The sequence below is a fragment of the Melissospora conviva genome (assembly GCF_049523535.1).
In the GTDB taxonomy this organism is placed as follows: domain Bacteria; phylum Actinomycetota; class Actinomycetes; order Mycobacteriales; family Micromonosporaceae; genus Melissospora; species Melissospora conviva.
The window spans coordinates 497,963-520,880 of sequence record NZ_JBLLDT010000002.1 but is presented as its reverse complement, the minus strand read 5'-3'; the positions used below and the strand labels follow the sequence as shown (position 1 = coordinate 520,880).

Below are 22,918 nucleotides of genomic sequence, written 5' to 3'. Positions count from 1 at the left end.
CGGGCACGCGGTTTGCCTCCGTCGGTGGATATACGTAACGTTGGCGTTGTGAAAAACGTGGCGGCGCTTCCTGCGTGCGAACCGGCGGCCTCACCGGCCGCCGATGTCGCCGTACCCGCACCGCCGACGCGGGCCCCCGCCGGAGGCGAGTCCTCCACCCGGGACCGCGTCACCCGGCTGCTCTTCGAGCGTGGCGCCGCGACCGCGGCCCAGCTCGGCGCCGAACTCGGACTGGGCCCCGCCGCGATCCGCCGGCACCTGGACGCGATGCTCGCCGACGGCGACGTCGTCTCCCGGGACCAGCCGGTACGCGGACACCGCCGGCGTGGACGCCCCGCCAAGGTCTTCCTGCTGACCGACGTGGCCCGGGTGCGGGCCGGCACCCACACCTACGACGGCATGGCGACCGCGGCGCTGCGTTTCCTCGCCCGGCAGTGCGGCTCCGAAGCCGTGGACGCCTTCGCCCAGGAGCAGGTCGTGGCGCTGGAGGACCGCTGCCGCGCGGCCCTGGAGGGCACCGACGACGACCCGTTGGCGCGGGCCCAGGCACTCGCCGACGCGCTCACCGCCGAGGGTTACGCCGCGAATGCGTCGGCTATTGCCTCGGGCGGGCAACTTTGTCAATACCATTGCCCGGTGGCGCACGTCGCCGCCGAGTTTCCCCAGCTGTGCGAGGCCGAGACCGCGGTGATCTCCCGCCTGATCGGCACCCATGTGCAGCGCCTGGCCACCATCGCGCACGGCGACGGGGTGTGCACGACGTACATCCCGGCCCAGTCGAAGCGTGCTCAGACCGGTAGAACCGTCTCCACTGTGAGGACAGATAAATGACCGAGCAGATCGCTGCGCCCCTTTCCCAGGAAGAGCAGCTCGCCGCCCTGGGTCGTTACGAGTACGGCTGGGCCGATGCCGACATCGCCGGCGCCACCGCCCAGCGCGGGCTCAACGAGGCGGTGGTACGGGACATCTCGGCGAAGAAGAATGAACCCGCCTGGATGCTCGAGCTGCGCCTGAAGGGGCTGCGTCTCTTCGAGCGTAAGCCGATGCCGGCGTGGGGCGCCGACCTCACCGGGATCGACTTCGACAACATCAAGTACTTCGTCCGCTCCACCGAGAAGCAGGCCACCAGCTGGGAGGAGCTGCCGGAGGAGATCAAGAACACCTACGACCGGCTCGGCATCCCGGAGGCGGAGAAGCAGCGCCTGGTCGCCGGTGTCGCCGCGCAGTACGAGTCCGAGGTCGTCTACCACCAGATCCGTGAGGACCTGGAGGAGCAGGGCGTTCTCTTCCTCGACACGGACACCGCGCTCAAGGAGCACGAGGACGTCTTCAAGGAGTACTTCGGCACGGTGATCCCGGTCGGCGACAACAAGTTCGCGGCCCTGAACACCTCCGTCTGGTCCGGCGGCTCGTTCATCTACGTGCCCAAGGGCGTGCAGGTCGACATCCCGCTGCAGGCCTACTTCCGGATCAACACCGAGAACATGGGCCAGTTCGAGCGGACCCTGATCATCGTCGACGAGGGCGCGTACGTGCACTACGTCGAGGGCTGCACCGCGCCGATCTACTCCTCCGACTCGCTGCACAGCGCGGTCGTCGAGATCATCGTGAAGAAGAACGCCCGGTGCCGTTACACGACCATCCAGAACTGGTCGAACAACGTCTACAACCTGGTCACCAAGCGCGCCGTCTGCCACGAGGGCGCGACCATGGAGTGGGTCGACGGCAACATCGGCTCCAAGGTGACGATGAAGTACCCGGCGGTCTACATGACCGGCGCGCACGCCAAGGGCGAGGTGCTCTCGGTCGCCATGGCCGGCGAGGGCCAGCACCAGGACGCCGGCGCCAAGATGGTGCACGCCGCGCCGCACACCTCCAGCACGATCATCTCGAAGTCCATCGCCCGCGGTGGCGGCCGGACCTCGTACCGCGGTCTGGTCCAGGTGATGGAGGGGTCGCACAACAGCCGCAGCACGGTCAAGTGCGACGCGCTGCTGGTCGACGCCATCTCCCGGTCGGACACCTACCCCTACGTCGACATCCGTGAGGACGACGTGTCGATGGGGCACGAGGCGACCGTCTCCAAGGTCAGCGACGACCAGCTCTTCTACCTGATGAGCCGGGGCCTGAGCGAGGACGAGGCGATGGCGATGATCGTGCGCGGCTTCATCGAGCCGATCGCCAAGGAGCTCCCGATGGAGTACGCGCTGGAGCTGAACCGGCTGATCGAGCTGCAGATGGAGGGCGCGGTCGGCTGACGCCGGTCCGTCCCCCGTCACCCTGAACGGATCACGTAGAGCAGACCAAGGAAGAGATGACTACCCAGGCTTCCGCGCCGCCCAGCACCAAATCGCAGGCGCTCCGTTCGTTCGACGTCGCCGACTTTCCGGCCCTGACCGGGCAGGAGGAGGAGTGGCGTTTCACCCCGCTCAAGCGGATGCGGGGGCTCGAGACCGGCACTCCCGCCGCAGCCGCGACGGTCACCTATGACCTCGCCGCGCTGCCGGCCGGGGTGACCGCCACCAAGGTGCCGCACTCCGACCCGCGCGTCGGCAGCGTGCTGACCCCCTTCGACCGGGTCAGCGCGCTGGCGTACGGCAACGCCGCGGAGGCCCTGGTGGTCTCGGTGGCGCCGGACGCGGTGGTCTCCGAGCCGGCGATCATCCGGGTGGTCGGCAACGGCGCCGCCGAGGTCGCCTACGGGCACACCTTCATCGAGGTGGGCTCCTTCGCCGAGGTCACCCTGGTGCTGGAGCAGGTCGGTTCGGCGACGCTGGCCGACAACGTCGAGGTCACCGTCGCCGACGGCGGCAAGCTCTCGCTGGTGACCGTGGCCGACTGGGCCGCCGACACCGTGCAGGCGCAGCACCTCAAGGTCCGCCTCGGGCGCAACTCCTCGGTCAACCACGTGCAGGTGACCATCGGTGGTGAACTGGTCCGCCAGTACACCAGCGTCGAGTACACCCAGCGCGGCGGTGAGGCGGAGCTCTACGGGCTCTACTTCGCCGACTCGGGCCAGCACCTGGAGCACCGGCAGATGGTGGACCACACCGTGCCGGACTGCCGCAGCTACGTCGGCTACCGGGGAGCGCTGCAGGGCGAGAAGGCGCACACCGTCTGGGTGGGCGACGTGCTGATCCAGGCCGAGGCGACCGGCACCGACACGTACGAGATCAACCGGAACCTGCTGCTCACCGACGGCGCTCGCGCCGACTCGATCCCGAACCTGGAGATCGAGACCGGCGAGGTGGCCGGCGCCGGGCACGCCAGCGCGACGGGCCGCTTCGACGAGGAGCAGCTCTTCTACCTGATGGCGCGCGGTATCCCGGCGGAGGAGGCCCGCCGCCTGGTGGTGCGCGGCTTCTTCGCCGAGCTGCTCAACAAGATCCCGGTCGAGGGGCTGCGCGACCGGCTCGGCGACGCGATCGAGGACCGGCTGGTCAAGGCGGGCGCCTGATGATCAAGATCTGCTCGGCCGAGGACATCCCCAAGGGGACCGTGATCAGCGCCAACGTCGACGGCGTCCAGCTGGCGCTCGTGCACGGCGAGGACGACAACTTCTACGCCGCCCACGACGCCTGCTCGCATGCCGAGGTCGCCCTCTCCGAGGGCGAGGTCTCCGGCTGCAGCCTCGAGTGCTGGCTGCACGGCTCCCGGTTCGATCTGCGTACCGGTGAGCCGAGCGGACCGCCCGCCACCGAACCCGTACCCGTCTATCCCGTCGAGATCCGCGACGGCGACATCTACGTCAGCCTGACGCCGAGTAATGGAGTGACCGCATCATGAGCACCCTGGAGATCCGCGACCTGCAGGTGTCGGTAAAGCTGCCCGAGGGTGAGTTCAAGCCGATCCTGCACGGTGTCGACCTGACCGTGCGGTCGGGGGAGACCCACGCGATCATGGGTCCGAACGGCTCCGGCAAGTCCACCCTGGCCTACTCGATCGCCGGGCACCCGAAGTACGAGATCACCGGTGGCTCGGTGACGCTCGACGGCGTCGACGTGCTGGAGATGTCGGTCGACGAGCGGGCCCGGGCCGGCCTCTTCCTGGCCATGCAGTACCCGGTCGAGGTGCCGGGCGTGTCGGTGGCGAACTTCCTGCGTACCGCCAAGACCGCCATCGACGGCGAGGCGCCGAAGCTGCGTACCTGGGGCGCGGAGCTGCGCGGCGCGATGGAGCGGCTGCAGATGGACCCGGCGTTCGCCCAGCGCAACGTCAACGAGGGCTTCTCCGGCGGTGAGAAGAAGCGCCACGAGATCGTCCAGATGGAGCTGCTCAAGCCCAAGATGGCGATCCTCGACGAGACCGACTCCGGGCTCGACATCGACGCGCTGCGCGTGGTCAGCGAGGGTGTCAACCGCATCCGCGAGGCCGGCCAGTCCGGCGTGCTGCTGATCACCCACTACACCCGGATCCTGCGCTACATCAAGCCGGACTTCGTGCACGTCTTCGTCGCGGGCAAGATCGTCGAAGAGGGCGGTCCGGAGCTTGCCGACAAGCTCGAGGCCGAGGGCTACGAGCGCTACATCGCCGCCGGCCGCGCCTGAGCCGGTACGACGAGAGGACGCTGTCGAGATGACCACGATCGCCATTCCCCGGGGCATGCCCCAGTACGACGGGGTGCCGCGGTTCGACGTGGCGAAGGTGCGGGCCGACTTCCCGATCCTGGACCGCGAGATCAACGGGCACCGGATGGTCTATCTCGACAGCGCCAACACCTCGCACAAGCCGCGGCAGGTGCTGGAGGTGCTCGACGATCACTACCGCCGGCACAACGCGAACGTCTCGCGCTCGGTGCACACGCTGGGCACCGAGGCGACCGAGGCGTACGAGGGCGCGCGGGCCAGGATCGCCGCGTTCATCAACGCGCCGAGCGCCGACGAGATCGTCTTCACCAAGAACTCCACCGAGGCGATCAACCTGGTGGCGTACGCCTTCTCGAACGCCTCGCCCACGGGTGACCCGCGGCTGCGGCTCGGCCCCGGTGACGAGGTGGTGATCTCCGAGATGGAGCACCACTCCAACATCGTGCCGTGGCAGCTGCTCTGTGAGCGGACCGGCGCTACGCTGCGCTGGTTCAAGGTCACCGACGGCGGGCGGCTGGACGAGTCCGACCTCGACGACCTGGTCAACGAGCGGACGAAGATCGTCTCGCTGGTGCACATGTCGAACATCCTCGGCACGGTCAACGCCACCGCCCGGATCACCGAGCGGGTGCGTCAGGTCGGGGCGCTGCTGCTGCTGGACTGCTCGCAGTCGGTGCCGCACATGCCGATCGACGTGGTAGCCCTCGATGCCGACTTCATCGTCTTCACCGGGCACAAGATGTGCGGCCCGACCGGCATCGGCGTCCTCTGGGGACGGTACGACCTGCTCGCCGCGATGCCGCCGGTCTTCGGTGGCGGCTCGATGATCGAGACCGTTTCGATGAGCGGCTCGACCTTCGCGGCGCCGCCGGCCCGCTTCGAGGCGGGCACCCCGCCGATCGCCGAGGCGGTCGCGCTCGGCGCCGCGGTCGACTACCTCTCGGCGATCGGGATGCCGGCCATCGCCTGGCACGAGAAGGAACTGACCGCGTACGCCCTGGACGCGCTCCTGTCCGTGCCCGGCCTGCGGATCTTCGGTCCGACCGTGCCGGTCGGGCGGGGCGGCACGATTTCCTTCGCGCTGGCGGGGATCCACCCGCACGACTTGGGGCAGATCCTCGACGCCCAGGGTGTGCAGGTGCGGGTCGGTCACCACTGTGCCCGGCCGACCTGCGTGCGCTTCGGCGTGCCGGCGACCACGCGGGCGTCGTTCTACCTCTACAACACCACCGAGGAGGTCGACGCCCTGGTGCGCGGTCTCGAGCAGGTGCGGAAGGTGTTCGCCTGATGGAGTTGAACCAGCTCTACCAGGACATCATCCTGGATCACTACAAGCATCCCCAGGGACGCGGGCTGCGCGAGCCGTACGCGGCCGAGGCGCATCACGTCAACCCGACCTGCGGCGACGAGGTGACCCTGCGGGTGACCCTCGACGGCGATGTCGTGCGCGACGTGTCGTACGACGGGATGGGCTGTTCGATCAGCCAGGCCTCGGCGAGCGTGCTGCACGAGCTGCTGCGGGGGCGTACGGTCGGCGATGCCTTCGCCGTGCACGCGGCCTTCGTCGAGCTGATGGCCGGCCGTGGGCAGGTCGAGCCGGACGAGGAGCTGTTGGGGGACGGGGTCGCCTTCGCGGGCGTGGCCCGTTACCCGGCCCGGGTCAAGTGCGCCCTGTTGCCGTGGATGGCGTTCAAGGACGCCGCGGCACGCGCCGGAGTGGGCACCGGTCCAGAGGGTACGAGCGAGCGTAGCGAGGTACAAGCATGAACTCCGAAGAGACCGCCACCCAGGACGCGCCGGCCGGGCGCGCCCCCGTCGCCGAGATCGAGGAGGCGATGAAGGATGTCGTCGACCCCGAGCTGGGCATCAACGTCGTCGACCTCGGCCTGGTCTACGGCGTGCACGTCGACGATCAGAATGTCGCCACTCTCGACATGACGCTCACGTCGGCGGCCTGCCCGCTGACCGACGTCATCGAGGACCAGACGCGCCAGGCGCTGACCACCGGTCCCGGTGGGGGCCTGGTCAACGACGTACGGATCAACTGGGTCTGGCTGCCGCCGTGGGGCCCGGACAAGATCACCGACGAGGGGCGCGACCAGCTTCGTTCCCTCGGTTTCAACGTCTGAGCCGGACGACACCGAAATTTTCTCGGGCGGGGCACCCATCGCGGGTGTCCCGCCCGAGGCGTCTGCGTGCCCGGATCCGGCGCGGCAGCACCTCGGTGCCTCCCCGGTGCCGGTGGGACAGGGTGGGGCGCGAGCGCATGATCGACCAGTACTTGGGACATCGCCCTCGTCTGGTCGGCCGCATTCCGCAGCCCATGCGGGTAGTTCGCGGTGGGCCCTTCGCGCGCGGTGATCTCCGGTCCACTGCGGAATCAGCGCTCAACTGAGCGCGTGAATGTGTGCTCCGAGGGTGTGCAGTCGTCGACTCCGGCCAACCTGCCAGCGACACCTCCCCCTTCCGGATGATGCCGGCCACCATTCGTCCATCTAGGGTCCTGGGCAAATCTGTAGATCATCCGCGTACGCCGGGCCGACCCGGGACTCGCGGCCGGTCTCGCCCTCACCAACAGGGAGACGAATTGAGGATCAACCTCACCCGTCCGCCACGCGGGCGGTCAGGGTCGCGCCGCGGGGGACTGGTCGCAGTCCTGGCCGCCGCGTTGACCGCAACGATGCTTCCCGTGCTGACAGTGGCCACCACGGCCAGTGCGGCTCCCGCCGCCGAGGGGCCGTGGCAGAAGATCGACGGCGCGCCGGCGCCGGAGACCCCGGCCGGCGAGGAAGCCGCGATCGCGGCGAAGCGGCTGGCGGCGTACAAGCTGGACCGTGACGACCTGGCGAGCCTGCTGGAGCAGGCGCCCCTGGAGCCGGCTCCCGCCGCGCGCCAGCGGACCTTCGCCCGCCAGCAGTCGCTGGTGATCTCGCTGCCCGCGCCGGATGGCAGCTTCGAGCGCTTCGAGCTGTTCGAGTCGCCGGTGATGGAGGCCGGCCTCGCCGCCGCCCACCCGGAGATCAGCACCTACGCCGGCAAGGGGCTCGACGACCCCACGGCGACGATCCGTGCCGACCTCACCCCGCTCGGCTTCCACGCCTCGATCCGCTCCGCCGAGGGCTCGTGGTACATCGACCCGTTCTACGAGCGCGATCAGAGCGTCTACGCCAGCTACTTCGCCAGTGACCTGGAGAACCGCAACGGCGACTTCGTCGAGCGCGAGGACGTCGAGACGGCCGCCCACGCCCTCGAACACGACATCCACGAGGCCCACGACGACGAGCTCGTCGCCGGTCCGCTGGTGACGCTGCGCACCTACCGGCTCGCCTTCGTCACCGACCCGTCGTACGCGAACTACTTCGGCGCGGAGAACGTGACCGCGGCGAAGGTGACGCTGATCAACCGGGTCAACCAGATCTACGAGGACGAGACCGCCATCCGGCTCATCCTCGTCGACGACACCGAGAAGACGAACCTGAACACCGCGGAGCTGGCGACCGGGGCGAACGGCCCCTGCGGCTCGGCGCCCTGCTACACCGAGGCGCAGATCTCCTCCTGCACCGGTGGGCTGCTCAACCGCAACCGGATCGTCCTCGGCCAGCTCGTCGGCGCCTCCAACTACGACGTCGGCCACATCGGTCTCGGCCTCGCCGGCGGCGGTGTCGCCGGTCTCGGTGTCGTCGGCGGCGACGGCAAGGCCCGTGGCTGCACCGGCCTGCCGAACCCGGTCGGCGACTACTTCGCCGTCGACTACGTGGCCCACGAGATCGGCCACCAGTTCGCCGGCAACCACACCTTCAACGGCAACCAGTGGAACTGCTCCGGCGGCAACCGCAGCGCGGCCAACTCGTACGAGCCGGGCAGCGGATCGTCGATCATGGCGTACGCGGGTATCTGCCAGCAGGACAACCTGCAGCCGCACACCGACCCGTACTGGTCGCACCGCACCTTCACCGAGATCACCACCTTCGTGACCGCCACCCGGCCGGCGATCAACGAGGTGCAGACGGTGTCGCTGCGCGACTTCGACACCGACGGTGACTCCTTCACCCTGACCTACGCCGGCGGCGAGTCCGCGCCGATCGTGCGCGGGCAGAACTACACGACCGCCGGCATCAAGGCCGCCATCGAGGCGATCCCGGGCTGGCCGGCGGACGCGACCGTCAACGTCGCCGCCTTCGGTGGCAGCGGGGCGCTCAACGACACCGGCTTCCAGGTGACCTTCACCGGTGCTCTCGCCAGGACCAATGTCGACTCGATCGTGCTCACCGCCACCTCCGGGGTGAGCGGCTTCGTCGGCGAGACCGCCAAGGGTGGCGACATCGACAACGGCGGCCACATCGTCACGCAGACCAGCAATCACGCCCCGGTGGTCACCGTGCCGGAAAGCGTGACCATCCCCGTGCGCACCCCGTTCTCCCTCACCGGTAGCGCCACCGACGTCGACGGCGACGCGCTTACCTACCTCTGGGAGCAGAACGACCGCGGCGGGCGCGCCGGCATCTCGCTTACCAACAACACCAAGACCGAAGGACCGCTCTTCCGGGTCTTCGGTGAGCCGGCGTGGGTGTCTCCCGAGGACGCCCTGAAGTACCACTCGCCGGGCCAGAACGCGGTCACCACCTCCACGACCCGGGTCTTCCCGGACATGCGTCAGATCCTGGTGGGCAACACCAACGCCAAGACGGGTGCCTGCCCCGCCGCCCCGGCCCCGCCGGCCAGCGGCAGCGCCTCGAACGTCCCGGCGGAGCTCGTCGACTGCTACTCGGAGTTCCTGCCGACCGCTGACTGGGTGGGCTTCAACAACGACCGGACGATGAACTTCAAGCTGACCGCCCGCGACAGCCGCCTCGGCGGCGGTGGTGTCGGCAGCGCCAGCGTCGCGGTCGTCCTCGCTCCGGAGGCCGGGCCGTTCCTGGTCACCTCGCAGGACTCGGCCACCGTCCTCGACGGCGGTTCGACGCAGACGGTGAGCTGGGATGTCGCCGGCACCGACGCGGCTCCGGTCAACGCCGGCCAGGTGCGGATCACCCTCTCCACCGACGGCGGGAAGACCTTCCCGCACGTGCTCGCCGAGCGGACCGCCAACAACGGCAGCGCGACGGTGACGGTGCCGAACGTGGCCACCGACAAGGCGCGGATCAAGATCGAAGCGGTCGGCAACGTCTTCTTCGACGTCAACGACGCCGACTTCACCATCCAGGCCACGCCGGAGGTCTCCTCCGACGCTCCGGCCGGCGGAGTCGCCGTCCAGTACAGCGACGCCCTCGCCCCGACGGTGACCATCACCGCTTCGGACGCGGACAGCGCCGCTGCGGACCTCACCGCGGTCGCCACCGGCCTGCCCGCGGGTCTGTCGCTGACCGCGGCCGACACCTCGGCTCCGGACGCCCGTCCGGGCACCCGGAGCTGGACGGTCACCGGCGCCACCACCGCGGCGCCGGGGAACTACCCGGTGACGGTGGCCGTCTCCGACGGCACCGAGCTGACCGGGCGTACCACGTTCACCGTGCGGGTGACCGCCGAGGACGCGAAGGCGACCTGGGCCGGCGACACGCAGGTGAGCACCGTGGGCCGCAACGATGCCGGCGCCGCTGAGCTGCGCGTCGTCCTGCGGGACAGCTCGCTGCTGCCGGGCGACACCACCGCCGGTGATCTCCGCGACGCCACGGTGACCTTCGCCGCGGGTGGTGCGACCATCTGCACCGCTCCGGTGCAGCTGCTGGGCACGGCGACCACGACCGCCTCGGCGGCGTGCGAGGCCACCCTGCCGGCCGGCCGGCACACGGTCACCGCCACCGTCGGTGGCCACTACACCGGCAGCACCACCGCCACGGTGACCGTCGGCGCCTCCGACGGTGGCTTCCTGACCGGCGGCGGCGGGATCACCGTCACCGACTCGGCGGGTGCCTACCCGGCGGACCGCGGCTCGAAGGTCGAGGTGGAACTGAACGCCAAGCCGGCGACGGCCAAGAAGGCGGCTTCCGGCAAGGCCGAGATCGAGTTCCGCTCCGGCGGCGGCACGTACAAGATCAAGGCGACCAAGGTCGAGGGCCTCGGAATCAGCTCGGCGGCGAAGACCGCCGAGGTGCGCTACCGGGCTGACCTGTACGACAGCCGGGGCAAGCTGGTGGCCCGTGACCTGACGCTGACCGTGACGGTGACCGACCGGGGCGCCCCCGGCCGCAACGACACCGTCGGCGTCACCCTCTGGCAGGGCGGCACGCTGCTCTTCTCATCCGACTGGACGGGCCAGGGGACCGGTCAGGTCAAGCTGACCAACGGCAACCTGACGGTGCACTGATCGTCATAGCGCCCTGAGCGCGGGAGGGGACCGGGCCGGTTCCCTCCCGCGCTCTGTTCTGCGCAGGTGGCGAGCATCCTCGGTGGGCGCCCGGCGCTGCCGCCGGCAATTTAGCGCTGGTCGGGATATGAGTCGCGTAGCTGGCCACATCATCGACGTAGTAGCCACCACAACCGCGTTGTACGCGAGTCCTCGACGCTGACTTCCTCTGGGTCCACGACCTTCCTCTGGGTCCACGACCCGTACCGCTCGCCGGGAGGGCCTTCCCGGGAGCCGACGACGTGGCCGCAGTTGCAGCGAGATCGCCAAGGGTGAGCCAGGCCATGTGGAAGGCGTCCGCGCTGGTAGGAGCGGTGCAGGGTAGTCCATAATTCCGATCAGAGAAGTAGGAATTTTGACCGCTTTCTGGAGGAGCCCGTGACGCTCGACCTGCCCACCCCGCTCGTGGCGACCGATTGGCTGGCCCGGCACCTCGACGACCCGGCCCTGCGGATCTTCGACGCCACGGTGCACCTGGCCGCGCCGGCGCAGGCCGGCGAGGAGTGGACCCAGACCTCCGGCCGCCCCGAGTACCGGGCCGCCCACATTCCCGGTGCGGCCTTCGCCGACATCATCGACGAGCTTTCCGAGCCCGACGGCGGCTGGTTCACCAAACCCTCGCCGGAGCGGTTCGCCGCCGCGGCCGGCCGGCTGGGCATCGGACCGGAGACCGCCGTCGTGGTGTACGCCGCCGACGTCTTCTGGGCGACCCGGCTCTGGTGGCTGCTGCTCGCCAACGGCTTCGACAACGTGGCGGTGCTCGACGGCGGCATCGGCAAGTGGACCGCCGAGGGACGGCCGACCCGCTCCGGCGACGAGAGCTACCCGCCCGCGGACTTCGTCGGCACCCCCCGACCGGAGCTCTTCGCCGAGCTCGACGAGGTCAAGCAGGTCGTCGAGCAGGGCAGCGGGGCCTGCCTGATCAACTCGCTCTCGCCGCAGGACTTCCATGCCACCGAGTCGATCAGCTATGCCCGTCCCGGCCGCATCCCGGGCAGCCGGCACGTCTTCGTGGCGTCCCTGCTCAACCCGGCCGACGGCACCTTCCGGCCGGTGCCGGAGCTGCGGGAGATCTTCGCGCAGGTGCAGGCCGAGCCGGGCCGCAAGGTCACCTACTGCGGCGGCGGCATCGCCGCCACCGGTGACGCCCTGGCGCTGCGCCTGCTCGGCGAGACCGACGTGGCGATCTACGACGGCTCGCTGCGCGAGTGGACGTCCGACCCGTCCCTGCCACTCGAGGTGGGCTGAGCGCCGCGTCCCACCCGCCGAGCGGGGTCCCGGCCGACGGGCTGCGCGCCGCCGAGGGTGCCGTCCTTTTCCGGGGCGGCGCCCTCGACTGCTTTCGCTGTGCTGCGACGCCGGGTGATTACCACTCCCACCAGACAGATCGCGCCACCGACGAGGGTGAGAACGGTGGGCGCCTCGTCCAGCAGCGCCCAGGACATGAGCACCGAGACCACGGTGGCGAGATAGCCGACGGCACCGAGGCGGCCGGCCGGCACGTGACGCATCGCGTAGGCGTAGGTGGTGAAGGCGATGGCGGTCGGGAAGATTCCCAGGTAGACAGTGCCGAGCAGGGCGGCGGTGGACGCGGAGGGGGCTTGGGTGGCGAGCGCCGGAGTGAAGGGCAGCAGCGTGACGGTCCCGGCCAGGCAGCCGAGCCAGGTTGCCCGCAGCGCGTCCACGTCACGCAGGATGAGCTTCTGGATCAGCACGGAGACGGCGTAGAGGACGGCCGCGAGCAGCGCCAGGGTCAGGCCCCGGGCGTCGCCGCCGGTGGCGCCCATGCCGGTGGACATCAGCGCCACACCGCCGAAGGCGACCACGCAGCCGATGATGACGGGGGCCGGGAATCCCTCCTTGAGAAAGGCGCCGGCGCCGAGCGCGATGAGGACCGGCGCGGCGTTGACCAGCATTGCGGCCGTCCCCGCGTCGATGCTCCGCTCCGCGGCGTTGAGTGCCACGTTGTACGCGGCGAACCACATGGCGCCGTAGGCGGCGACGAGGGGCAGCACGCGCCGGGGCAGACGTCGGAGGCCACCCGCGCGCAGGGCGAGCGGCGTGAGCACGAGGGCGGCCACGGCGACCCGGGCCAGGGCCATCGGCCCGGGGGAGAGGTCCGTGCCGGCAGCCCGGATGACGACGAACGCGGAGCCCCAGAGCAGCGCCGTGACTGCGGCGGCCACCAGTGCGGACGGAGGTGTCCCGGGAGCGCGGTGGGGGACGGCAGGAGCGGTGCGAAGCGAATCGAGTGTCACACGTCCATCGTCGGCAGCCCTGCGCGTAAGGACAAGCGATGATTTCTACGCAACCGTTAAGCCTGACTGTATAGTCGTCGCCATGATCGACCTGCACCGCCTTCGGGTCCTGCGTTCGGTGGCCGCCACCGGATCCGTCAACCGCGCGGCGACGACTCTCGGCTACAGCCCCTCCGCGATCAGCCAGCAGCTGACCGCGCTGCAGCGCGAGACGGGGCTGCGCCTGGTCGAGCGCCAGGGCCGGGGCATCTCGATCACCGCGGCGGGACGGGCGCTGGCCGCCGAGGCCGAGCGGGTGCTGGACGTGGTCGGCGGCATCGACTCTCTCGTGGGGGACCTGCGCTCCGGGCGGGTCGGCAGTCTCTCCATCGGATACTTCGCCAGCGCCGGTACGGCCTGGATCCCTGCGATCGTCGGCACCCTCGTCGAGGAGTACCCCGACCTCCGCCTCGATCTGCGGCTCAACGACATCGGTGCCGGCGGCAGCGCGACGGCGGACGTCGAGGTGCTCGTGGGCGGGACGCGCGACCCGGCGATCGAGGGTTACCGGCTGTGGCACCTGTTGGACGACCCGTACGTGGCGGTGCTGCCCGCGGGCCACGCCGCGGCCGGCGCGGCAACGCTGGCCCTGGGCAGCCTCGCCGCCGAACGCTGGGTGAACAGCGACCCGCACGAGGGGTATTGCCGCCAGGTCATGCTCGACGCCTGCGCGCAGGCGGGGTTCGTGCCGCAGTTCCGCGTCGAGGCGCCCGAGTACGCCACCGCGATCGCCTTCGTCGCCGCCGGGGTGGGCGTCACCGTCATCCCCGCGCTGGGTGTCGGTGTCCTGCCCGCCGGCGTGGTGACCGTCCCGGTCGTCGAGCCGGCGCCGGTGCGCCGCATCCTGGTCGGGGTGCGGCCGGCCGCGGAGCGGCACCCCGCCGCGCAGCGTGCCGTCGAACTGCTCCGCACCCAGGTAGCGGCCGGCGCCGGCTCCGCCGACTGAACTCGGGAGCCGCCGCCGGCCTCGCCTGCCCGCGCTCAGCGGGCGTAGATCTCGAACTCCCAGAGCGAGAATCCGTACGTCGTGCCGCGGGTCAGCCCGGTCATCCGCACGTAGCGGGCGGTGACCGGGGTGAAGGCGATGGTGTCCTTGCCTCCGTCACCGGCGGTGCTGGACCAGACCGTGCGCCAGCTGCTGCCGTCGCCGGAGACCTCGATCCGGTACGACCGCCCGTACGCGGCCTCCCAGTCCAGCACCACCCGCCCCACCGGCTGCGCCGAGCCGAGGTCGACCCGCAGCGACTGGTTGTCCGACGAGGAGCTGGACCAGCGGGTGCCGGGGTTGCCGTCGACAGCCCTGGTGGCCGGGTACATCAGCTGGTTGCTGGTCGCGGTCACCGGCCGCCCGGCCGCCAGGTTCGGCGTGGCGGTGCCGCGCCGGGCCGGGAAGGAGACGACCTGCTGGTACGTCGGCCGGTTCTGCCAGGCGATCACCGGGTGGGTGATGCCGCCCAGCGGCGACTGGACGATTCCGTCGGCGCACCACTGGTCCCCGGCCGCGCAGTACCCGTCACCCGGGTAGACGGTGGCGGCCGGCTGGGCGAGCGCGGCGCCGAGGGTCTCCAGCAGCATCTGCCGGCAGGCGCCGGGCGACCCGTTGCCGCAGTAGGTGCGCCCCAGACCGCCGGCGACCGGTTCGCCGAGCACCGCCCGCAGGTCCTTGTGGACCCAGCCCCACCAGCCGTACTGGAAGGCGGAGCCCTTGTGGGTCTGGGCGGTGGCGGCCGAACCGGGCAGGGTGGAGACGTCGCCGGCCTGGTGCCCGGAGGGCGACTCGTTGACCTGTAGCGCGTTTACCAGGGACTGGTAGAGGCCGTCGCCGAGGGCGGCCTTGAACTGGCCGCGGACCAGCAGCGGCCACCAGGCGTCGAAGATCCGGATCGCCTCGGCGTGCCGGTACGCCTTGCTCCCCTTGGTGGTCTCCACCCGCAGCGCACCGTCGGCGCGCCAGGCCCGCAGCTTGGCGACCGCGTCGGCGAGCGCCGGGTCGGTGACCGCCTGGCGCTGCACCACCCGCAGCAGCACGTCGAGCACCTTGATCCCGCGCAGGTCGGTCAGCCCCGCCCGCTGCACCAGGCTGGTCAGGCTTGCCCGGTCGAACTTCTGCCCGGAGTCCAGCGCCGCCCGGATCGGCGCGTCGAGCAGGTCGCCGCGGTGCACCGCCCCGAAGCTGTAGTTGCCGTCGGCGGCGCCGAAGTCCCGGGCCTGCTTGTTGTTCCAGGAGACGTAGTAGTCCTGGTTCACCGAGTACGGCCGGCTCGCCAGCGGCGCGTACGTCGCGGTGTTGGTTGCCGGGTCGTAGCCCTGCCACTCGTATGCTGCCTCGCCCTTCATCGGCAGGTTCGGGTTGGAGCCGGCGGCGCGGACCGGGTTGAGCCCGGAGGTGAAGAAGGCCGACTGGTCGGCGTTGACGTAGAACCAGTTGAAGGCGTACCCGACGTTCGCCGCCGAGGCGCGGAAGGCGGCGGCGTCGCCCATCGCGGCCGGGTCGTTGAACATCTGGAACCCGATCGCCGAGTCGGCCTCGTGCCGGTAGGTGGCGCGCAGCTGGGTGAAGGCGTGTGGCCGGCCGTTCACCGTGCCGCGCCAGGCGACCAGCCCGAGCGCGGTCCGCCGCGCCACCAGCTTGTACGACCCGGCCGGGGTGGAGTCGGCGGCGGTGGGGGTCCAGGAGTTGCGGTGCGACAGCTCCTCCATCGGCCGGCACTGGCCGCGGTGCTGATAGTGGTTGCTCGCCAGGGTCGGCGCGCTGCCGTCGGGGGTGCAGAGCGCGACCGCGTACGTGTCGGTGATGTCGTGGGTGGAGGAGGTGGCGCTCCAGGCGTAGTCCTGGCCGCGGCCGAGCAGCACGTAGAGGTTGACGCCGGCGAAGGCGGCGCCGCGGGCACTGATTCCCGGTCCCTGGAGTTCCTGCACCATCAGCAGCTGCGGGGCGAAGTAGCCGGTCTGCGGGCCGAAGACCGCCACCGGATGGCCGCTGGTGGTGTGCGCGCCGGAGACCACGGCCGCGTTCGACATGCCCCGGTTCGCCGAGCCGATGGTGAGTCCGCTCAGGGCTGCGGCCAGCTCCGACGAGCCGGTGACGGCGTTGCTGCGCGCCGACCCGGTCGGGTCGGTCACCACCGGTTCCGCCATGGGTGAGCCGGCGTCGGGGAGCACCACGCTCGCCGCGTCCGGGGAGCCGGAGCCGTACGGGAAGCTCTGCCCGTCGTGCAGGGTCAGCACGGTCTCCGGGTCGTTCTGGGAGCGGAACGCCGTCCAGACCCGGTCGCCCTCGGTGTTGCCGTACTTCGCGCGGGCGGCGATGCGTACCAGCGCGGATTCCATCTCGTGGCCGCCGCCGCCACCGAAGAGGCCGCCGACGACGCCGGCGACGGCGATCAGGTCGGTCATGGTGAAGGCCTTCGGCCCGCCGGCGTTGGTGATGGCGTCGAGGTGGCCGGTGAGGACGTACTCGCCGGGGCAGTTGCGGTCGGCCATGCACTTCGTGATGTACGCGTTGACGCCGGCGATGTAGCTCGCCACGTCCTGGTAGAGCTGCTCGCCTCGCGCGCCCTTGCTCCGCAGCGCGGTGACCTGCGCCTGGAGGTCGGCCTCGGTGTAGGGGGAGTTGCGCCAGACGCTCTGCTCCAGGGCGCGGTTGCCGGGGGCGCCGCCGGCGAAGGGGGTGAGGGTGCCGCGCCCGACGTGCCGGAGCAGGTCCATGGTGAAGAGCCGGTCCTCGGCGCCGGCGTACCCGGCGCCGAACATCGTGCCGGAGCGGGTGGTGCCGGTGACGTGCGGGATGCCGGCGGCTTTGTCGCGGACGATGGTGACGTCCGAGCGGGGGGAGTAGCTGCGTTCGACCTGGTTGGCCGGGACTCCGAAGGATGCGTCGTTGAAGAAGGTGCTGATCTGGTCCTCGCGCAGCCCGGCGTAGCCGTAGACGAGGTTGGCGTACTTGTCGAGCTGGTCGCGGGAGTGGGCCGGCAGGGTGCCGACGGTCTGGTGCAGCAGGATGCCGGCCAGGGTGGCGTTGCCGTTCTGGCCCGGCGGCAGGATGTCGGCGCACTCGCCGAGGCAGTAGTCGGTGGGGGTGAAGGCGGCTGCGGCGGGGGGCGGCGCCGCCAGGACGGCGATCGCCAGGCTGCCGGTGACGACGACGGCGGTGGCGGCGGCGAGAAGCCGGTGGGGGAGACGGACGGGAAGGGGCTGGCGTCGGGGCATGAGGGACCTCGCAGGAGGAGTGGGACCCGTATCCGAGAACCGTTCAGCCCATGAATGTTAACGACGAATTCGCATGTATGAAACATTCTTTGCGGATGGCGCGTCTAACGGCTCGGCCCTTGGCCGGTTCGTCCCCGTCACAGTCGGCAGGCTGGCCACCCCGGGTGCTGGTGCCGCCGGTACGGTCGGTGCCATGAGCAGCAGACCCGCCGCAGGCGGCGGCCGGTGGGTGCCGGTGGCCCCGCAGCGGTTGACCCGCTGGATCGCCGGCTTCAGCGAACGGCATGGTCCCGTCACCGAGCTTGTCCAGCCGTACGGGGTCCTGCTGCGCGCCGAGGACGGCGCCGCCGCCGAACTGCACGCCTCGCCCGGCGCGACCTCCACGGGTGACGTGGACGGTTTCGTGGCGGAGGCGAACCGGCCCCGCCGGATCGGGTTGCTGCTGGCCCGCAAGGGCGCGGTGGCCGTCGGCGTCGCCGACGGCACCGAACTGGTCGCCTCGAAGGTCGACCGCGCCTACGTGCAGGGCCGCACCGCGGCCGGCGGCTGGTCCCAGCAGCGCTTCGCCCGCCGCCGCGACAACCAGGCCAAGGCGGCGCTGGGGGAGGCGGCCGAACTGGCCGTACGGATCCTGCTGCCGGAGGCCGGCCGGCTCGCCGCGCTGGTCACCGGTGGCGACCGGCGGGCGGTGGACGGGGTGCTCGCCGACCGGCGGCTGGCCCCACTTGCGCCGCTGCGCGCCGACCGCCTCCTCGACGTCCCCGAACCCCGCCACGCCGTCCTGGTCGAGGCGATCGCCGCCGCCCGGGCGGTGCAGATCCTGGTCCGCGAACCGGCCGGGGAGTGACGGGCGGCGGCCCTGGTCGACCGCCTCCGAGTAGTGCCCGGCCGGTGGTCCGGCGCCTCAGGCCTGGTCGTTGTCCTTGAGCGCGCCCCAGCCGTGCCAGCGGTCGATCTCGATCACCGCGCTGAACCGTTCCCGGTCCCGGCGCGGGTAGGGCCTGCCGGTGTAGTGCCGGGAGATGCGGTCGATGTCGGCCAGGTCGGTGTCGGGGCGGAACTCGACCACCCGGCCGATCAGGCTCACGTGGGTGTACCAGCTCTCATCGTCGAGCACGGTCAGCGTGGTCCGCGGATCGGCGCGCAGGTAGTCGAGCCGCTTGCGTCCGCCGTCCATGTTCACCAGGATCCGGCCGTCGTCCCAGAGGTACCAGGTCGCGGTGGAGACCGGCTGCCCATCGGGGCGCAGGGTGGTGATGACGGCGGGGTTCGCCTTGCACAGCATCGCGACGGCTTCCTCGGGCAACGGCGGCTTCGACATCTCGGCTCCTTTACGGCGGGTGCGATCTTTTCACCGTAGTGCCGTCATGCCCGGACAGCAGGGAGCCATCCGGATCAGACGGCGCCGCCGAAGGTGTCGCAGCCGGCCGGGTCGCCGCTGGTGTAGCCCTTGTTGAACCAGTCCCGGCGCTGCGCCGACGAGCCGTGGGTGAACTCGTCCGGGTTGACCGGCCGGTCGGCGCGCTTGGAGATGGCGTCGTCGCCGATGCGCTCGGCGGTGTCGATCGCCTCGGCGATGTCCTGCTCGGTGATGCTGGTGAAGATCTTCTGTCCGCGGTCGTCGGTGGTGCCGGTGGCGTTGCGCGCCCACGCGCCCGCGAAGCAGTCGGCTTGCAGCTCCAGCCGCACCGAAAGGTCGTTGGCGTTGCCCGGGTCGCGCTGCTGCTGGCGGGCGACCTGGGCGTTGGTGCCGAGCAGGTTCTGCACGTGGTGGCCGTACTCGTGGGCCAGCACGTACGGCTGCGCGAACTCGCCTTCGGCGCTGAGCTGGGTGCTGAGCACCTCGTAGAAGGCGACGTCGATGTAGACCTGCGAGTCGGCCGGGCAGTAGAAGGGGCCGACGCCGGAGTCGGCGCGGCCGCAGTCGGTGTTGACGGCCTGCTCGAAGAAGACGGTCCGGGTCGGCTTGTACTGCTCGCCGAACGCCTCGGGCAGGGCCGTCTGCCAGTACGCCTGGATCGAGTTGACGTAGAGGGTGTTGCGGCAGTCGAGCTGCTCGAGCGCGTTCTCGGCCGCGCAGCGCTCCTCGAGCTGGGTGTTGTCGCCCTGCTCGGAGCCGCCGCCGAGCACCTGGTTGAGGCCGAAGCCGCCGCCGAGCAGCATCACCACGACGGCCACCAGCAGGCCGACGATCCCACCGCGCCCACCACCGCCGCCGCCGCCGATCGGAATGCCGAGACCGCCGCCTCCGCCGCCGGAGCCGCGTCGGTCGTCGATCTGGCTGGTGTCGATCCGTGCGCCCTTGTTCAGTTCCATGATGACCTCGACCGTCCCTGATCCGCTCTCGTGGTGCCGGGCCTCCCGGCGTGCGACCGGGATGGCACAGCGGTACCCGATGATCTTGAACGGTAATCCGTGCGCCCCGTTCAGCCCGGCCCGGTACAATCGGTGCCGTGCTGCGCTGCGAAGGCTGAACCGCCCCGCGCCGACGACCGATCCGATCTCGTCGGCGCTTTCGCGTGCCCTGAATCAGCCCTTCCCGAGCCCCCCGAGAGCGAGTTCGCCGAAATGATCACCGCCACCGGCCTGGAGTTGCGCGCAGGCTCCCGGATTCTGCTGTCCGACGCCACCCTGCGGGTCCAGCCCGGCGACCGGATCGGCCTCGTCGGCCGCAACGGCGCCGGCAAGACCACCACCCTCAAGGTCCTCGCCGGGGAAGGGCAGCCGTACGCGGGCCAGATCGACCGGCGCAGCGCGATCGGCTACCTGCCGCAGGACCCGCGTACCGGCGATCTGGACGTCACCGGCCGCGACCGGGTCCTCTCCGCCCGCGGGCTGGACGTGCTGATGTCCGAGATGAAGGCGATCGAGGAGAAGCTCGCCACCGACGCCTCCGACAAGCTGGTCCGCCGCTACGGCGCGCTCGAGGACCAGTTCGCCGCCCTCGGCGGGTACGGCGCCGAAGCCGAAGCCGCGCGCATCTGCGCCAACCTGGGGCTGCCCGACCGGGCGCTCGCCCAGACCATCGGCACCCTCTCCGGTGGTCAGCGCCGCCGGGTGGAGCTGGCCCGGATCCTCTTCCGCGACGCCGGCGAGAACGGCGGCGGGATCCTGCTGCTCGACGAGCCCACCAACCACCTCGACGCCGACTCGATCGCCTGGCTGCGCAGCTTCCTCGCCAACCACAAGGGCGGGCTGATCGTGATCTCCCACGACGGCGACCTGCTCGAGGCCGTCGTCAACAAGGTCTGGTTCCTCGACGCCACCCGCAGCGTCGTCGACCAGTACAACCTGGGCTGGAAGTCGTACCTCGAGGCGCGTGAGACCGACGAGCGCCGCCGCCGCCGGGAGCGCGCCAACGCCGAGAAGAAGGCCGGCGCCCTGATGGCGCAGGCCGACAAGATGCGCGCCAAGGCCACCAAGACCGTCGCCGCGCAGAACATGGCCCGCCGCGCCGAGCGCCTGATGTCCGGCCTGGAGGAGGTCCGCAGCTCCGACCGGGTGGCCAAGGTCCGCTTCCCGAACCCGGCGCCCTGCGGCAAGACCCCGCTGACCGCGGCCGGCCTGAGCAAGTCGTACGGGTCGCTGGAGATCTTCACGGACGTGAACGTCGCGGTCGACCGCGGCTCGCGGGTGGCGATCCTCGGGCTCAACGGCGCCGGCAAGACCACCCTGCTGCGGATGCTCGGCGGGCTGCTCGAACCCGACACCGGCGAGGTGCGGGCCGGCCACGGGCTGCGGCTGGGCTACTACGCCCAGGAGCACGAGACCCTGGACGTCGAGCGCACCGTGCTGGAGAACATGCGCAGCGCCGCGAGCGAGCAGACCGACACCGAGCTGCGCAAGATCCTTGGCGCCTTCCTCTTCTCCGGCGACGACGTCGACAAGCCCGCCGGGGTGCTCTCCGGCGGGGAGAAGACCCGGCTGGCGCTCTCGACGCTGGTCTGCTCCGGCGCCAACGTGCTGCTGCTCGACGAGCCGACCAACAACCTCGACCCGGTCAGCCGCGAGCAGGTCCTCGACGCCATCGCCCGCTACCCCGGCGCGATCGTCCTGGTCACCCACGACCCCGGCGCGGTGCTGGCGCTCAAGCCGGACCGCGCGATCCTGCTGCCCGACGGCGACGAGGACGCCTGGAGTGACGATCTGCTCGAACTGGTCGAACTCGCCTGATCCGACGGCACGCCCGCGAGTCCGTCGGCCCGACCCGGACGATCACTGATCGGGTACCCGACAAATGCTCTGCGTGTCGATTGGCGAATGGTTGTTGGCTGGCGCATGATCGTTCGAGGCGGTCTAATAGGTGGGACCGTATCGAACCGCACAGTCTGGGACGTGAGGAATCAGCATGGCAGCCACTGGCACAGCCACCAGCACTGAGAAGGGTCGCCGGATCGTCGGAGCCGAGCGGCAGACGCTCGCCAAGGACCTGGTCAAGCGGTACACCTCCGGGGAGAGCATCCGTGCTCTGGCGGCCTCGACCGGCCGTAGCTACGGATTCATCCACCGGGTGCTCACCGAGTCCGGCGTCCAGCTCCGCCAGCGTGGCGGCGCGCGACGACGCAAGAAGGCGTGACCAACAACCTGACCGGGCCGAGCCCGGTTCCGAACCGGTAGGAGCCATGACCGCAGGAATCGGCGTTCGGCTGGAATGCGACGGGCCGGTCGCGACAGTGACGTTGTGCCGGCCCGACGTGCTCAACGCGCAGACGCCCGCCATGTGGCGGCAGATGCGCGAGTTCTCCCGGGACCTGCCCGGGGACGTACGAGTGGTCGTGGTGCGCGGGGAAGGTCGGTCGTTCTCGGCCGGCCTCGACCTCGGCGTTGTCCGCGGCGACGGCGAGGACTCCTTCGCCGGGCTCACCATGCTCCCGCCGCAGGAGTGCGCGGACCGCATCGCGCAGTTCCAGGAGGCGTTCACCTGGCTGCACCGGCCGGACATCATCTCCGTCGCCGCAGTGCAGGGGCACGCCATCGGCGCCGGCTTCCAGCTCGCGCTCGCCTGTGACCTGCGGGTGCTCGCCGAGGACGCCCGTTTCGCCATGGCGGAGGTGACCCTCGGCCTGGTCCCCGACCTGGCCGGCACCAAGCGCCTGGTCGAGCTGGTCGGCTACGCGCGGGCGCTGGAGATCTGTGCGACCGGCCGCCGGATCGAGGCCACCGAGGCACGCCGGCTCGGTCTGGCCACCGTGGTGGTCGCAGGCGGCGACCTCGACGAGGCCGTCGCGGACCTCACCTCGGCGCTGCTGGCCGCGGACCGTGCCGCGGTGATCGAGATCAAGGCGCTGCTCGCCGGCGCCGCCGGACGCACCCACGCCGAGCAGCAGCGCGTCGAGCGGGAAGCGCAGACGCGCCGCTTCCGGGAGATCGCCGGCATCGAGGACTAGCGGGAGGCGCCGGGAAGAAGCGGGGCGCGGTACGCGTTGTACCGGCGTCGGCCAGAATTGCCAGGTCGGCTGCGAACCCGCTCGGACCGGAGGTAA

19 protein-coding genes are annotated in these 22,918 nt (G+C 70.8%); 15 read left to right on the top strand and 4 right to left on the bottom strand.

Going from position 1 to position 22,918, the window contains the following annotated elements; all coding sequences use genetic code 11:
• Positions 1-48: 48 nt before the first annotated feature.
• The 10 genes from ACK8GG_RS07500 (at position 49) to ACK8GG_RS07455 (ending at position 12,177) form a co-directional block, all read left to right on the top strand.
• Positions 49-831: a helix-turn-helix transcriptional regulator gene (locus tag ACK8GG_RS07500; RefSeq protein WP_440348977.1), complete on the top strand. Its 783-nt coding sequence runs from the start codon at positions 49-51 to the stop codon at positions 829-831.
• Entirely contained in the window at positions 828-2,258 is a 1,431-nt protein-coding gene (sufB, locus tag ACK8GG_RS07495; protein ID WP_440352818.1) for a Fe-S cluster assembly protein SufB, read from the top strand. The genes ACK8GG_RS07500 and sufB overlap by 4 nt, the downstream gene beginning before the upstream one ends.
• Before the next feature lie 56 nt (positions 2,259-2,314).
• Entirely contained in the window at positions 2,315-3,457 is a 1,143-nt protein-coding gene (gene sufD / locus ACK8GG_RS07490) for a Fe-S cluster assembly protein SufD (RefSeq protein ID WP_440352819.1), read from the top strand.
• Complete coding sequence (locus tag ACK8GG_RS07485; protein ID WP_440348974.1) at positions 3,457-3,786, top strand: non-heme iron oxygenase ferredoxin subunit; 330 nt, start codon at positions 3,457-3,459, stop codon at positions 3,784-3,786. Before sufD ends, ACK8GG_RS07485 begins: the two co-directional genes overlap by 1 nt.
• Complete coding sequence (gene sufC / locus ACK8GG_RS07480; RefSeq protein WP_440348973.1) at positions 3,783-4,547, top strand: Fe-S cluster assembly ATPase SufC; 765 nt, start codon at positions 3,783-3,785, stop codon at positions 4,545-4,547. Before ACK8GG_RS07485 ends, sufC begins: the two co-directional genes overlap by 4 nt.
• Before the next feature lie 28 nt (positions 4,548-4,575).
• Entirely contained in the window at positions 4,576-5,874 is a 1,299-nt protein-coding gene (locus ACK8GG_RS07475) for a cysteine desulfurase (RefSeq protein ID WP_440355914.1), read from the top strand.
• Entirely contained in the window at positions 5,874-6,353 is a 480-nt protein-coding gene (gene sufU, locus ACK8GG_RS07470; RefSeq protein ID WP_440348971.1) for a Fe-S cluster assembly sulfur transfer protein SufU, read from the top strand. Before ACK8GG_RS07475 ends, sufU begins: the two co-directional genes overlap by 1 nt.
• Positions 6,350-6,715 carry a metal-sulfur cluster assembly factor gene (locus tag ACK8GG_RS07465; protein ID WP_440348970.1) on the top strand — a complete coding sequence of 122 codons (366 nt, stop codon included), beginning with the start codon at positions 6,350-6,352 and terminating at the stop codon, positions 6,713-6,715. The genes sufU and ACK8GG_RS07465 overlap by 4 nt, the downstream gene beginning before the upstream one ends.
• Positions 6,716-7,275: 560 nt before the next feature.
• Positions 7,276-10,890 (top strand): reprolysin-like metallopeptidase, encoded by a 3,615-nt coding sequence (locus ACK8GG_RS07460; protein ID WP_440355913.1) that lies wholly within the window; start codon positions 7,276-7,278, stop codon positions 10,888-10,890.
• 417 nt (positions 10,891-11,307) lie between these two features.
• A complete protein-coding gene (locus tag ACK8GG_RS07455; protein ID WP_440352822.1) occupies positions 11,308-12,177 on the top strand; it encodes a sulfurtransferase in 870 nt (289 codons plus the stop codon).
• On the opposite strand, the gene ACK8GG_RS07450 is transcribed toward ACK8GG_RS07455, so the two are convergent.
• The gene (locus ACK8GG_RS07450) at positions 12,117-13,115 is read right to left on the bottom strand and encodes a DMT family transporter (RefSeq protein ID WP_440352823.1); all 999 of its coding nucleotides are present in this window, start codon (positions 13,113-13,115) and stop codon (positions 12,117-12,119) included. The two genes, ACK8GG_RS07455 and ACK8GG_RS07450, sit on opposite strands and share 61 nt — an antisense overlap.
• Positions 13,116-13,269: 154 nt before the next feature.
• Between ACK8GG_RS07450 and ACK8GG_RS07445 the strand changes: the two genes are divergently transcribed.
• On the top strand, positions 13,270-14,172 hold the full coding sequence (locus ACK8GG_RS07445; RefSeq protein ID WP_440355912.1) for a LysR family transcriptional regulator: 903 nt from the start codon (positions 13,270-13,272) through the stop codon (positions 14,170-14,172).
• Positions 14,173-14,207: 35 nt separating this feature from the next.
• On the opposite strand, the gene ACK8GG_RS07440 is transcribed toward ACK8GG_RS07445, so the two are convergent.
• On the bottom strand, positions 14,208-17,435 hold the full coding sequence (locus ACK8GG_RS07440) for a penicillin acylase family protein (RefSeq protein ID WP_440355911.1): 3,228 nt from the start codon (positions 17,433-17,435) through the stop codon (positions 14,208-14,210).
• Positions 17,436-17,628: 193 nt separating this feature from the next.
• Here ACK8GG_RS07440 and ACK8GG_RS07435 point away from each other — a divergent pair, with 193 nt between their 5' ends.
• Positions 17,629-18,282 carry an acVLRF1 family peptidyl-tRNA hydrolase gene (locus tag ACK8GG_RS07435; protein WP_440355910.1) on the top strand — a complete coding sequence of 218 codons (654 nt, stop codon included), beginning with the start codon at positions 17,629-17,631 and terminating at the stop codon, positions 18,280-18,282.
• A gap of 57 nt (positions 18,283-18,339) precedes the next feature.
• On the opposite strand, the gene ACK8GG_RS07430 is transcribed toward ACK8GG_RS07435, so the two are convergent.
• Both ACK8GG_RS07430 and ypfJ read right to left on the bottom strand, forming a co-directional pair.
• Positions 18,340-18,756 carry a PPOX class F420-dependent oxidoreductase gene (locus ACK8GG_RS07430; protein ID WP_440355909.1) on the bottom strand — a complete coding sequence of 139 codons (417 nt, stop codon included), beginning with the start codon at positions 18,754-18,756 and terminating at the stop codon, positions 18,340-18,342.
• Positions 18,757-18,830: 74 nt separating this feature from the next.
• Positions 18,831-19,751: a KPN_02809 family neutral zinc metallopeptidase gene (ypfJ, locus tag ACK8GG_RS07425; protein WP_440355908.1), complete on the bottom strand. Its 921-nt coding sequence runs from the start codon at positions 19,749-19,751 to the stop codon at positions 18,831-18,833.
• Between the two features lie 252 nt (positions 19,752-20,003).
• Between ypfJ and ACK8GG_RS07420 the strand changes: the two genes are divergently transcribed.
• From ACK8GG_RS07420 to ACK8GG_RS07410, 3 genes are all read left to right on the top strand, one after another.
• Complete coding sequence (locus tag ACK8GG_RS07420) at positions 20,004-21,608, top strand: ABC-F family ATP-binding cassette domain-containing protein (RefSeq protein ID WP_440355907.1); 1,605 nt, start codon at positions 20,004-20,006, stop codon at positions 21,606-21,608.
• Between the two features lie 175 nt (positions 21,609-21,783).
• A complete protein-coding gene (locus ACK8GG_RS07415; RefSeq protein ID WP_007462679.1) occupies positions 21,784-22,011 on the top strand; it encodes a helix-turn-helix domain-containing protein in 228 nt (75 codons plus the stop codon).
• A 46-nt stretch (positions 22,012-22,057) separates the two neighbouring features.
• A complete protein-coding gene (locus ACK8GG_RS07410) occupies positions 22,058-22,822 on the top strand; it encodes an enoyl-CoA hydratase/isomerase family protein (RefSeq protein ID WP_440355906.1) in 765 nt (254 codons plus the stop codon).
• Positions 22,823-22,918 lie beyond the last annotated feature (96 nt).

What these genes read in the sequence shown, in the direction of transcription:
- sufC (WP_440348973.1), top strand. Translation starts at nt 3,783, where the DNA reads ATGAGCACCCTGGAGATCCGCGACCTGCAGGTGTCGGTAAAGCTGCCC.
- ACK8GG_RS07465 (WP_440348970.1), top strand. Translation starts at nt 6,350, where the DNA reads ATGAACTCCGAAGAGACCGCCACCCAGGACGCGCCGGCCGGGCGCGCC.
- ACK8GG_RS07420 (WP_440355907.1), top strand. Translation starts at nt 20,004, where the DNA reads ATGATCACCGCCACCGGCCTGGAGTTGCGCGCAGGCTCCCGGATTCTG.
- ACK8GG_RS07475 (WP_440355914.1), top strand. Translation starts at nt 4,576, where the DNA reads ATGACCACGATCGCCATTCCCCGGGGCATGCCCCAGTACGACGGGGTG.
- sufD (WP_440352819.1), top strand. Translation starts at nt 2,315, where the DNA reads ATGACTACCCAGGCTTCCGCGCCGCCCAGCACCAAATCGCAGGCGCTC.
- ACK8GG_RS07430 (WP_440355909.1), bottom strand. Translation starts at nt 18,756, where the DNA reads ATGTCGAAGCCGCCGTTGCCCGAGGAAGCCGTCGCGATGCTGTGCAAG.
- ACK8GG_RS07415 (WP_007462679.1), top strand. Translation starts at nt 21,784, where the DNA reads ATGGCAGCCACTGGCACAGCCACCAGCACTGAGAAGGGTCGCCGGATC.
- ACK8GG_RS07410 (WP_440355906.1), top strand. Translation starts at nt 22,058, where the DNA reads ATGACCGCAGGAATCGGCGTTCGGCTGGAATGCGACGGGCCGGTCGCG.
- ACK8GG_RS07435 (WP_440355910.1), top strand. Translation starts at nt 17,629, where the DNA reads ATGAGCAGCAGACCCGCCGCAGGCGGCGGCCGGTGGGTGCCGGTGGCC.
- ACK8GG_RS07445 (WP_440355912.1), top strand. Translation starts at nt 13,270, where the DNA reads ATGATCGACCTGCACCGCCTTCGGGTCCTGCGTTCGGTGGCCGCCACC.
- sufU (WP_440348971.1), top strand. Translation starts at nt 5,874, where the DNA reads ATGGAGTTGAACCAGCTCTACCAGGACATCATCCTGGATCACTACAAG.
- sufB (WP_440352818.1), top strand. Translation starts at nt 828, where the DNA reads ATGACCGAGCAGATCGCTGCGCCCCTTTCCCAGGAAGAGCAGCTCGCC.
- ACK8GG_RS07485 (WP_440348974.1), top strand. Translation starts at nt 3,457, where the DNA reads ATGATCAAGATCTGCTCGGCCGAGGACATCCCCAAGGGGACCGTGATC.
- ACK8GG_RS07440 (WP_440355911.1), bottom strand. Translation starts at nt 17,435, where the DNA reads ATGCCCCGACGCCAGCCCCTTCCCGTCCGTCTCCCCCACCGGCTTCTC.
- ypfJ (WP_440355908.1), bottom strand. Translation starts at nt 19,751, where the DNA reads ATGGAACTGAACAAGGGCGCACGGATCGACACCAGCCAGATCGACGAC.